At 71.1% G+C, this 10,860-nt stretch carries 12 protein-coding genes; 11 read left to right on the top strand and 1 reads right to left on the bottom strand.

Going from position 1 to position 10,860, the window contains the following annotated elements; all coding sequences use genetic code 11:
• The 11 genes from fliP to ACLN58_RS11955 form a co-directional block, all read left to right on the top strand.
• Window positions 1-690 (top strand): flagellar type III secretion system pore protein FliP (gene fliP, locus ACLN58_RS12005; protein WP_415855490.1); only part of this gene is annotated, 690 nt, incomplete at its 5' end.
• Between the two features lie 2 nt (window positions 691-692).
• Complete coding sequence (fliQ, locus tag ACLN58_RS12000) at window positions 693-968, top strand: flagellar biosynthesis protein FliQ (protein WP_415855489.1); 276 nt, start codon at window positions 693-695, stop codon at window positions 966-968.
• Window positions 969-987: 19 nt separating this feature from the next.
• Complete coding sequence (locus ACLN58_RS11995) at window positions 988-1,746, top strand: flagellar biosynthetic protein FliR (protein ID WP_415855491.1); 759 nt, start codon at window positions 988-990, stop codon at window positions 1,744-1,746.
• 72 nt (window positions 1,747-1,818) lie between these two features.
• Window positions 1,819-2,958: a flagellar biosynthesis protein FlhB gene (locus tag ACLN58_RS11990; RefSeq protein ID WP_415855488.1), complete on the top strand. Its 1,140-nt coding sequence runs from the start codon at window positions 1,819-1,821 to the stop codon at window positions 2,956-2,958.
• Entirely contained in the window at window positions 2,955-5,009 is a 2,055-nt protein-coding gene (locus ACLN58_RS11985) for a flagellar biosynthesis protein FlhA (protein WP_415855487.1), read from the top strand. Before ACLN58_RS11990 ends, ACLN58_RS11985 begins: the two co-directional genes overlap by 4 nt.
• The gene (locus ACLN58_RS11980; RefSeq protein WP_415855486.1) at window positions 4,987-6,015 is read left to right on the top strand and encodes a hypothetical protein; all 1,029 of its coding nucleotides are present in this window, start codon (window positions 4,987-4,989) and stop codon (window positions 6,013-6,015) included. The genes ACLN58_RS11985 and ACLN58_RS11980 overlap by 23 nt, the downstream gene beginning before the upstream one ends.
• A gap of 37 nt (window positions 6,016-6,052) precedes the next feature.
• Window positions 6,053-6,289 (top strand): carbon storage regulator, encoded by a 237-nt coding sequence (locus ACLN58_RS11975; protein WP_415855485.1) that lies wholly within the window; start codon window positions 6,053-6,055, stop codon window positions 6,287-6,289.
• A gap of 406 nt (window positions 6,290-6,695) precedes the next feature.
• Window positions 6,696-7,508 carry a sigma-70 family RNA polymerase sigma factor gene (locus ACLN58_RS11970; protein ID WP_415855484.1) on the top strand — a complete coding sequence of 271 codons (813 nt, stop codon included), beginning with the start codon at window positions 6,696-6,698 and terminating at the stop codon, window positions 7,506-7,508.
• 77 nt (window positions 7,509-7,585) lie between these two features.
• Window positions 7,586-8,845, top strand: a complete 1,260-nt coding sequence (locus ACLN58_RS11965; RefSeq protein WP_415855483.1) for an NAD(P) transhydrogenase subunit alpha — start codon at window positions 7,586-7,588, stop codon at window positions 8,843-8,845.
• A complete protein-coding gene (locus ACLN58_RS11960; protein WP_415855482.1) occupies window positions 8,845-9,168 on the top strand; it encodes an NAD(P) transhydrogenase subunit alpha in 324 nt (107 codons plus the stop codon). The genes ACLN58_RS11965 and ACLN58_RS11960 overlap by 1 nt, the downstream gene beginning before the upstream one ends.
• A complete protein-coding gene (locus ACLN58_RS11955) occupies window positions 9,165-10,550 on the top strand; it encodes an NAD(P)(+) transhydrogenase (Re/Si-specific) subunit beta (protein WP_415855481.1) in 1,386 nt (461 codons plus the stop codon). The genes ACLN58_RS11960 and ACLN58_RS11955 overlap by 4 nt, the downstream gene beginning before the upstream one ends.
• 2 nt (window positions 10,551-10,552) lie before the next feature.
• On the opposite strand, the gene ACLN58_RS11950 is transcribed toward ACLN58_RS11955, so the two are convergent.
• A partial coding sequence (locus tag ACLN58_RS11950) for an FCD domain-containing protein (RefSeq protein WP_415855480.1) occupies window positions 10,553-10,860 on the bottom strand: 308 nt, incomplete at its 5' end.

The following is a 10,860-nucleotide window of genomic DNA, read 5'->3' as shown; positions in this document are numbered from 1 at the left end:
CCGTCCCCGGCGCCGCAGTCCGGTGCCCTGAGCCTGCAGATCAGCGCGCCGGACAACGCGCCCTCGGCCGCGGTCGTGACGCTCATCGGCATCACGCTGCTCTCGGTTGCGCCGGCGCTCCTGCTCATGATGACCTCGTTCACCAAGATCTTCGTGGTGCTCGCCATGACCCGGAACGCGCTCTCGCTCCAGTCCGTGCCGCCGAACCAGGTGCTGTCGGGGCTCGCGCTCTTCCTCTCGCTGTTCATCATGTGGCCCGTGGTGAGCGACATCAACACCGCCGCCATCCAGCCCTATCTGGGCGGCCACCTTGATTTCGGGGGCGCGTTCAGCGCCGCGGCCGCGCCCCTCTCGAAGTTCATGGTCGCGCACACGCGGCAGGAGGACATCGCGCTTATGACCCGCGCCGCGGGCCTCGCGAACCCCGCGACGCCCGCGGACACGCCGCTCCAGACGCTCATCCCGGCGTTCATGATCTCGGAGCTCCGCGCGGCGTTCATCATCGGGTTCGTCATCTTCATCCCGTTCCTCATCATCGACCTCGTGGTCTCCGCCGCGCTCATGTCCATGGGCATGATGATGCTCCCGCCGGTCATGATCTCGCTCCCGTTCAAGATCCTCCTGTTCGTGCTCGTGGACGGCTGGGACCTCATCATCACCGCGCTCATCCAGAGCTATCGGGGAGGCTGAGCATGAACACGTCCGCCGTGCTCGACATCTGCCTTCAGGCCCTCCTCGCCTCGGCCAAGCTCGCGGCGCCCGTGCTCATCACGTCCCTCGTGGTGGGGCTCGCGATCTCGCTCGTCCAGTCGATCACCCAGCTCCAGGAGGCAACGCTCTCCTTCGTGCCGAAGGCCGTCGCGGTGGCCATCGCGCTCGTGGTGTGCGGGCACTGGATGATCTCCGAGATGGTGACCTTCACGAACGATCTGTTCGCCCGCATCCCCGGCCTCCTGAACGGTTCGTGAGCGCATGAACGCCCAGGCCCTGAACGTGCCAATCGACCAAGCTTGGATCGAGGCCATGATCCTCGCCGCCGTGCGCATGACGGCGTTCCTGTTCGTCGCGCCGCCGTTCGCCCACAACGCGTTCCCGGCGCGCATCAAGGCCATGCTCGGCGTGGGGCTCGGCCTCGCCGTCGCGGCCCGGGCAGGGCGGGGGTACGCGCCGCGCGACACGGCCGGTTTCCTGACGGGACTCGTCCTCGAGGCCGTCGCGGGCCTCGCGCTCGGCTTCCTCGTGTACCTCGTGTTCGCCGCGATCCAGTCTGCGGGCTCGCTCATCGACCTCTCGAGCGGCTTCCAGATGGCGCAGGGCTACGACCCGCAGAGCATGGTCAACGGGGCGCAATTCACGCGGCTCCTCCAGATGGCCGCGCTCGCGCTGCTCTTCTCCTCCGACGGCTACCAGCTCGTCATCGGAGGCCTCACGAGCACGTTCACGGCGCTCCCGCTCGGCGGCGGCCTGGACCTCTCCCGCCCGGTCGAGGCCATGACCGCGGCCGTCACCGGGATGTTCGTCTCAGCCGTGCAGATCGCGGGGCCGCTCATGGTCGTGTTGTTCCTCGCCGACCTCGGGCTCGGACTCCTGACCCGCGTCGCCCCAGCGCTCAATGCGTTCCAGATGGGTTTCCCGCTCAAGGTGCTCCTGACCGTGACGCTCGCGAGCTTCATGTTCCTCGCGCTCCCGCGCATCGTGTCCTCGCTCGCGCAGCAGGCCGCCCAGCTGTTGCTGGGGGTGGGGTGAATGCGCCTCCTTTGCAGTGCGTGCGGGACGCGCAGGCCGCCAGCGAAGTGCCGAGTAGGGGAGTGAGCGGCTATGTCTTCGGCTGAGCAACGCACCGAACAGGCCACCGACAAGCGCCTGCGCGAGGTCCGGTCCAAGGGACAGCTCTCGCGCTCGCAGGACCTCACGGCGTGGCTCGCCGTCGGCGCGGCCGCCCTCATGCTCCCGTTCACGGTCTCCCGGGCCGCGAATTCGGGGGCCGCGCAGCTGTTCGCCGTCGCCTCGATCATCCGGAGCCCGGACCCTGGGAAGGCCGTCGACGCGCTGTCCGACGGGCTCGGCTCGCTTGCGGGGACGCTCGGCCCGCTCGCGGCGGTCGTGTTCGGGGTCGTGTTGGCGGGCTCCGCGGTGCAGGGCGGCGTCCACTTCAAGAAGTTCGCGCCCTCGTTCGAGCACTTCAACCCGCTCGCGGGCCTCAAGCGCACGTTCGGGGTTCAGGCGCTGTGGGGCGGGGTGAAGGCGCTCGCGAAGACCGCGGTCGTCGGTCTCGTGCTGTGGAGCGTCGTCGAGGGGCTCGTCCCCGTGCTCATGTCTGCGGGCGGCCTCCCGCTCTCCGGCGTGCTCGCCGCAGCGGGCGACGGCGCGGCGTCCCTCCTCCGGTTCGCCGTCGGCGCGGGGCTCCTGCTCGCGCTCGCGGACGTGTTCGTCGTCGTCCGCCGGAACCGCACCAAGACCCGCATGACCAAGCGCGAGGTCAAGGACGAGAACAAGACGAGCGAGGGCGATCCGCTCATCCGCTCGCAGCGCCGCTCGCGCCAGCTCGCCATGTCCCGCAACCGCATGATCGCCGCGGTGGCGGGGGCCGACGTCGTCCTCGTCAACCCGACGCACGTCGCGGTCGCGCTCAAGTACGAACCCGGGAAGTCCGCGCCGCGCATCATCGCGAAAGGAGCGGGAACGATAGCCGCGCGGCTGCGCGAGGAGGCCGAGCGGGAGCGCGTGCCCATGGTCCGCGACGTCCCGCTCGCTCGCGCGCTGCACGGCGCGTGCGAGATCGGGGACGAGATCCCCGTCGAGTTCTACACGGCCGTGGCGGGCGTGCTCGCGTTCGTCATGGCGCTCAAGGCCCGCGGCGCGGCCGCGGGCCTACACACTGTTCCTTCCCGCCCGCACCGCCCGCACCCGCACCCGCCCCGCCGCCCCAACCCCCACCCGCCTGGAGCCCGCGCATGAACCGAAACCTCGCCCGCCTGGCCGTCCCGGTCGGCATCGTCGGGATTGTGCTCCTGCTCGTCGTGCCGGTGCCCGCGCCGCTGCTCGACGTGCTGATCGTGTGCAACATCCTGCTCGCGCTCGTGATCCTCCTGACCGCCATGTTCGTCAAGCGGCCCCTCGACTTCTCCGTGTTCCCGTCCCTCCTGCTCGTCGCGACGCTCTTCCGGTTGGGTCTCAACGTGGCCTCGACGAGGCTCGTCCTCGGGCAGGGCTACGCGGGGCAGGTCATCGACGCTTTCGGCAAGGTCACGGTGGGCGGCTCGATGATCATCGGCGCGGTCGTGTTCGTGATCCTCGTGGTGATCCAGTTCGTCGTCGTGACGAAGGGCGCCGAGCGCGTGGCCGAGGTCGGGGCGCGCTTCACGCTCGACGCGATGCCCGGCAAGCAGATGGCGATCGACGCCGACCTCAACGCGGGCCTCATCACGGACGTCGTGGCGCGGCAGCGCCGCGCCGAGGTCTCCGCCGAGGCTGACTTCTACGGCGCGATGGACGGCGCCTCGAAGTTCGTCAAGGGGGATGCGATCGCGGGCATCGTCATCATCGTGGTCAACATCGTGGGCGGGCTCGGCGTCGGCATGGCCCAGCGCGGGCTCTCGATCACGGACGCGCTCAACACCTACAGCCTCCTCACCATGGGCGACGGCCTGGTCTCCCAGATCCCCGCCCTCCTCATGGCCGTCTCGACCGGCATGATCGTCACGCGCTCGAACGCCGAGGCGGACCTCGGCCAGGCCGCCTCGACCCAGCTCTCCCAGTCCCGCAACGCCCTCCTCATCGCGGGGATCGCCGCGGTGGTCATGGCGCTCATCCCGGGCATGCCGCCGCTGCCGTTCCTCGGCGTGGGCGGGGCGCTCATCGTCGCCTCCCGCCGGATCCGACCAGCGGACGACGGCGGTGCTGCCGCCGGCGCGTCCGGCACCGCGGGCACCGGCGCGGGCGAGGCGGAGCAGGACCCGAATCAGCGGCTCATGGAGGAGATGCGGGTTCATCCCCTTGAAATCCTCCTGGCTCCCGACCTCGTGGACCTCGTGGGCGGCTCGCCGGACGATCTGCTCGCGCGCGTGAAGTCGTTGCGGCACAAGATCGCGATGGACCTCGGCGTGGTGGTCCCGCCGGTGCGGACCCGGGATTCCGTGGAGCTCCCGCCGGCCACGTACGCGATCCGCATCGCGGGGGTCGAGGCGGGTCGGGGGACGGCGCCGGCCGGGAAGCTGCTCGCGCTCGGGGACTTCCTGGATGCCTTGCCCGGCGCCGCCGTCGTCGAGCCCGTCTTCGGGCTCGCCGGGAAATGGGTGCCGGCCGAGATGCGCCACAGCGCCGAGATGACCGGGGCGACCGTGATCGACCGCGTGAGCGTGCTCGTCACGCACCTCTCCTCGATCGTGAGCTCGAACGCGGCCCGCCTGCTCTCGCGTGAGGACGTCCGCGTGCTCACGGAGGGCGTCAAGGCGGGCAGCCCGGCCGCCGTCGAGGAGCTCACGCCCGGTCTGCTCTCGCTCGCCGAGATCCATCGCGTGCTCCAGGGCCTCCTCGCAGAGCAGGTGCCCATCAATGACCTCACGCGCATCTACGAGGCGCTCACGCTGCGAGCGAAGGCCTCGACCGAGCCGGAGGGCCTCATCGAGGCGGCCCGGCTCGCGCTGGGCCCCGCCCTCGTGGGGCGGTTCATGGGCGGCGAACGGCTCACCGTCATCACCATTGAGCCGGGGCTCGAGCAGACGCTCGTGCAGGATCTGCGGCCCGCGGAGAGCGGGACGCAGCTCGTCATGGACCAGCCCAAGCTCGACGCGATCATGATCTCCCTCAGCTCTGCCGTCGCGGCCGCGGAGTCCTCTGGCAAGATCCCGGTGCTCGTGTGCGCTCCCGTGCTGCGCCCGGCCGTGCGGAAGATGGTGCCGCTGCCGCCCAGCGGCGTGCCCGTGCTCTCCTACGCGGAGGTCACGTCGACCAACGTGAACATCGAGACGATCGGGGTGGTGCGCCTTGGCTCAGCAGTTCCTGCTTAGGGGCACGACGCTCGAGGACGCGAGCCGGCAGGCAGCCGAGCTCTACGGCCCCGAGGTGCGGATCGTCCGGGCCGAGCGCGTGCTCGACGGCGGGATCGGCGGTTTCCTCGGGCGGCGGCACGTCGAGGTCACCGTGCACGTCCCGGACGACGGCGAGCCCGCCGTCGTTGCTGTCGAGCCCGCGATTCCGCACGTCCTCGCCGGGCGGGCCGGGATCGCGGCGCTGCTCGACGACGCCGACCGGACCGAGGACTCGTTGCGTGCCGCCGGCAGGCCATCGGGTTCCGCCGCCGCCTCGGCCGCCTCGACCGCCGTCCGGCAGACCGTCTCCCGCGCCGTCTCGCCCGAGGCGGTCTCGACCCAGGCCGTGGGCTTCGACGAGCTGCTCGAGCGGCTGCGGAGCGAAGTGGTCCTCGACGAACGCGTCCCCGTCCCTCTCTCGGCGCCGGGCGATCTCGTCCTCGTCGCGGGGCTCGGGGACACGGCGTCCTGCGTGGCGCGGGACATGGCGCGCGACGGTTCGCGCTGGGAGCTGTATGACGCGAGTCTCGACCTCGGCAGTGCCGATGTTGGAGACTCTGACTCGGAGGGCCAGCCTCAGGGAAGCCTGTCCCCAGGCCTGTCCCCGGGGAGCCTGCGCCTCGGGAGCCTCCGCCTGGGTGGCGCCTCGCTCAGGAGCAGGCGGGACGCGATGGCCGCGCGGGCGCGGGGCGTCGAGACGGAGACGGCGGTCGTCGTCGCCTGCTCGCTGGGTTCGGTTGCGGACGGGCTGCCGTTTCTCGGTCTTGCCGCGAGCCTCGGCGCCGACCAGGTGTGGCTCGTGGCGGACGCCCGGCATAAGCCGGAGGAGACGGCCGACTGGGTCGCCGCGGCGCGAGCCCACCTGCCCGTCGACGCCCTCGCGGTGGTGGGCGCTCGCGAAACCCGGACGGCCCATAGCATCAACGGCCTCGGAATCCCCGTAGGCTGGGTTGACGGATCACCTGCACCACGGACGGTGCTCTGAGCAGGCGCCGGGCCTGCGGTGCCACGGAAGGGAAGCCATGCTCGTACTGACGCGCAAGCCGGGCGAGAAGATCATGATCGGGGACGAGATCGTCATCACGTTCCTCGAGAGCCGTGGCAGCGAGGGAATCAGGATCGGTATCGACGCGCCCCGCCACCTCGCGATCAAGCGCGAGGAGATCTTCGAGGCGGTGGCCGGCGCGAATCTCGAGGCGGCGCAGGCCTCCGCCGACCCGTCCGACATCCTGAGGGGCCTCCCGGGCTTCCCGGAGTAACCGACCCCGCCGCCGTCGGTGAGTCCCGCCGTCGTCCGGCGCCAATCTCCCCGTCTTCTTCTCCGGTTTCACCACCTACTTCGCCGGTTTCACCAGCTTTAGGCTTCAACCCACGGAGTGTTGCCCCGAACCGCCGGTGAGTCCCGCCGTCGTCCGTCGTGAAGCTGGGGAAGCTGGAACGGAAGCTGGGGAAACCGCCCGCGAAACCGGGGGAACCGCCCGCGAAGCCGGGCAGTTTGACTCGCCCCAATGACTCGCTCTGTCAATCCACGCGACACGCCGCACAAATGGACATGTAAAACCCGTCTCCCACATAGAAATAGACATGTCCAATGAGTCGTGCGGTCCTCCGTGACCTGCGGTTTCTCTCCCGGACTCCCGGCAGGCAGGTCTCACAGGGGTGCATGTGGATATCGAAGAACGCAACCGTCTCGTGGTGGAGAACCTTCCACTCGTCGGTTACCTCGTCTCCGACCTGTGCGCTCGGGCCACACACCTCTCGCGCGAGGACATGGCCTCCGCCGGCTCGCTCGGCCTCGTGCTCGCCGCCGAAGCGTTCGACCCGTCCACGGGCGTGCCGTTCGGAGCGTTCGCGCGCCGCCGCATCACGGGTGCGCTCATGGATGAACTCCGCTCGCTCGACTGGGCCGGGCGCGGAACTCGCAAGCGCATCAAGGCCGTCCAGGCCATGACCGAGACGCTCACGGGCGGCCTCGGCCGAGCGCCGAGCCACGATGAGCTCGCTGTGGCGCTCGGCCTCGGCCGGCAGGAGGTCGCCGACGCGCTCACCGACGCCGCCCGCACGGTCGGGGCCCTCGACGAGACGGTCACGGACTCGCTCGTCGCCGAGTCGATCGGCCCGGAGGAAGCCACCCTCGCCGTCGAGCAGACCCGCTATGTGCAGGCCGCCGTCGGCTCGCTGCCCGAGCGGCTCCGACACGTCGTCGCGGCGATCTACCTCGAGGGCCGCTCGGTCAAGGAGGTCGCGGACGAGCTCGGCCTCACGTCGTCGGCCATCTCCCAGCAGCGCAGCGAGGCGATCCGACTCTTGCGCGAGGGCCTCGCGCTGCACTATCCGGACGCCGCGCCAGGCACCACTGAACCGAGGCCGCCCTCGGCCCGCCGCACCGCCTACCTCGAGAGCTTCGCCGACGCCGTGCGTGGCATGAAGCGCGCCCCGGCCCTCGCGCCGTCGCTCGCCACGCCTGCCGCGTCGTGACCGGCCCCCACCTCACCCGATCCCTCGCGACCCGCAATACACTTCACCCGTAGGACTCAATGTCGAGGGGAGGCGCTGTGGACGTCGGGATCGCGCGCGAGCGGCTCGCGGGGGAGAGGCGCGTCGCCGCGACGCCGGAGTCGGTGCGGCAGCTCGTAGGGCTCGGGCTCGGGGTGCGGGTCGAGGCGGGAGCGGGGGCCGCGGCCGGACATGCCGACGCCGACTATCTCGCCGCGGGGGCCCGCATCGTCGAGGCCCTCGACTACGCCGCCGTCGACGTCCTGGCCCACGTACGCCCCCTCGACCCAGCCACGGCCGCGCGCCTCAAGCCCGGAGCGATCACGGTAGGCCTCGCCTCGCCGTCGACCGAGCTCCCCACGGTCCGCGCGCTGGCCGAGACGCACGTGGGGGCGTTCGCGCTCGAACTCGTGCCGCGGATCTCCCGCGCCCAGTCGATGGACGCGCTCACGTCCCAGGCGCTCGTGACCGGCTACCGCTGCGTCCTGGAGGCCGCGATCCGCTTCCCGCGCTTCTTCCCGCTGTACATGACGGCGGCCGGCACGGTTCCGCCGGCCCGCGTGCTCGTGCTCGGCGCGGGGGTCGCGGGCCTGCAGGCCATCGGCACGGCCAAGCGGCTCGGCGCGCGCGTGTCCGCGAACGACATCCGCCCGGCCTCCGCCGACGAGGTCGCCTCGATGGGCGGCACGTTCATCCGGCTGGACTTGGATTCTCCGGAGGCAACAGCGGCGTCGGGCGGCTACGCGCGCGAGCTCACCGCCGATCGCGGTGCGCTCCAGCGCGAGCTCCTCGCGCCGCACGTCGCGGAGGCGGACGTCCTCATCACCACAGCCGCGGTCCCGGGCCGCCGCGCCCCGATGCTCGTCACGCGGGAGATGGTCGCGGCCATGCGGCCGGGGTCGGTCGTAGTCGACATGGCGGCGGAGTCCGGCGGGAACGTCGAGGGCTCGGTCGCGGGAGAGGACGTCGAGGTCCCGACGGCCGACGGCGCGGGCCACATCACGCTCGTGGGCCTCAAGGACGCCGCCTCGGCGATGGCCTCGGACGCCTCACGCCTCTACGCGAAGAACGTCGCGAACTTCATCGCGCTCATGGTCGCTGAGGGCCAGGTGGTCCCGGACTTCGGCGACGAGGTGGTCGCCGGGGCGTGTCTCACGTACGACGGCGACGTGCGGCACGAGCCCACCGCGCAGGCTCTCGCGGCGCTCGCCTCCGCGACGCCCGGCGTGGAGGGGTTCGGCGGGCCGGGTGTGGGGGTTCCGGGCGCGGGCGTGTCCGGCAGGCGGGTCGAAGACGACGTCGAGGGAGGAGCGGGCTGATGGGCGGAATCGAGCTGCTCACGATCACGGTGCTGGCCGTGTTCGTGGGCTTCGAGGTGGTCTCGAAGGTGTCGAGCATCCTGCACACGCCGCTCATGTCCGGGGCGAACGCGATCCACGGCATCATCCTCGTGGGCGCCATCACGGTGGCCGGCCAGGCCACGGACGGATGGGTGCTCGCGGTGGCGCTGCTCGCCGTCGTCCTCGCCACGGCCAATCTCGTGGGCGGGTTCGTGGTGACGGACCGCATGCTCGAGATGTTCCGGGGTCGCAATGCCCCCGGGCAGGACGGCAGGAATGCCGCGAAGGAGGGCGCGAAGTGACCCCCGCCTCCGCTCTTCTCGACCCGACCTCGACAGCACTGCTCTATCTCGTCGCGGCGGTCTGCTTTATCCTTGCGCTCAAGGGGCTCAGCTCGCCCAAGCACGCCCGCCGCGGCAACCTCGTGGGCGCGTTCGGCGCGCTCGTGGCCCTCGTGACGGTGTTCCTCGCGAGCCGGCTCGAGAACATTCCGTGGATCCTTGGGGCGATCTTGGGCGGTGCCGCGCTGGCCGCGCCCGTTGCACGCCGGGTCAAAATGACCCAGATGCCGCAGCTCGTCGCGATGTTCAACGGCGTGGGCGGCGGCGCGGCGGCGCTCGTGGCGCTTCTCGAGCTCCCGCAGGCCGACGACGGCTGGCTCCGGCTCGCGATCGCCTTCACGCTGCTCGTCGGGGCGGTCTCGTTCGCGGGGTCCTGCGTCACGTTCGCGAAGCTCCAGGAGCTCATGACCACGCGGCCCGTCGTGTTCCCGGGCCTGCCCGTGGTCATGGGCGTGGTGCTCGTCGCGGCGGCGGGTGCGGCGGCCGCCGTCGTCATGAGCGGATCGGCGGGGGTCGCCGTCGTCCTTCTCGTGGTGGGCCTCGTGGTCGGGGTGCTGCTCGTCCTGCCGGTGGGCGGGGCGGACGTGCCGATCGTCATCTCGCTGCTCAACGCGTTCACGGGTCTCGCCGTCGCGGCGTCGGGGCTCGTGCTCGGGAACGTGCTGCTCGTCGTCGCGGGGACGCTCGTGGGCGCGTCGGGCACGATCCTCACCCGGCTTATGGCCGCGGCGATGGGCCGCAGCGTGGCCGGCATCATGTTCGGCGCGTTCCGGGGAGGCTCGACGGCGGGGTCCACGGCCGTGAGCGAGCGGCCCGTGCGGTCCTCGAGCGCGGAGGACGTGGCGATCCTGCTGGGGTACGCGCAGCGCGTCATCATCGTGCCGGGGTACGGGCTCGCCGTTGCGCAGGGGCAGCACACGGCCGCCGAGCTCGCGCAGGCACTCGAGGCGCGCGGCATCGACGTCGAGTTCGCCATCCATCCCGTGGCGGGCCGCATGCCGGGGCACATGAACGTGCTCCTCGCCGAGGCCAACGTCCCGTACGAATCGCTCAAGGAGATGAGCGAGGTCAACGGGGACTTCAAACAGGCCGACGTGGCCCTCGTGGTCGGTGCCAACGACGTGGTCAACCCCGCCGCGAAGTCCACCCCCGGCTCGCCGATCTACGGCATGCCGATCCTCGAGGCGGGCGACGCGCGGCAGGTCGTGTTCCTCAAGCGGTCCATGCGGCCGGGATTCGCGGGGATCGAGAACGAGCTCCTGTACGAGCCGCAGACCACGCTCCTGTTCGGTGACGCGAAGGAGTCGCTCACGAAGGTGCTGACGGCGGTCAAGGCCCTCTAACCCTAGGCGCCGCCGCCGGGGCGGGCGCCGAGCTGCCGCTCAACGATCGGAAGCGACTCGGCGCGGCTCTCTTCGACGTGCGCGAAGGAAAGGGCCGCGGCGAGCTCGGCGTTGCCCCGAATGATCGCCTGGACGATGGCGACGTGCTCGCGGTAGAGCTCCCTCTGGTCGCGGTCCTTCGCGATGTGGAACAGCCGCCTCACGTGACCGCTGACCGGCGTCATGAGCTTTTGAAGCAGTCGGTTGCCGCTCAGCGTGACGATCTCCTCGTGGAGGCGCGAGTTCAGGTCGGCGATCTGATCCTCGTCGT

It is taken from the genome of Sinomonas sp. G460-2 (genome assembly GCF_047759905.1).
Lineage (GTDB): Bacteria > Actinomycetota > Actinomycetes > Actinomycetales > Micrococcaceae > Sinomonas.
Note: the sequence above shows the minus strand (reverse complement) of the source record. Positions and strands in the feature narration are given on the sequence as shown.

Coding starts and splice junctions, on each gene's coding strand:
- fliQ (WP_415855489.1), top strand. CDS start 693: ATGAACACGTCCGCCGTGCTCGACATCTGCCTTCAGGCCCTCCTCGCC.
- ACLN58_RS11960 (WP_415855482.1), top strand. CDS start 8,845: ATGGGCGGAATCGAGCTGCTCACGATCACGGTGCTGGCCGTGTTCGTG.
- ACLN58_RS11985 (WP_415855487.1), top strand. CDS start 2,955: ATGAACCGAAACCTCGCCCGCCTGGCCGTCCCGGTCGGCATCGTCGGG.
- ACLN58_RS11975 (WP_415855485.1), top strand. CDS start 6,053: ATGCTCGTACTGACGCGCAAGCCGGGCGAGAAGATCATGATCGGGGAC.
- ACLN58_RS11990 (WP_415855488.1), top strand. CDS start 1,819: ATGTCTTCGGCTGAGCAACGCACCGAACAGGCCACCGACAAGCGCCTG.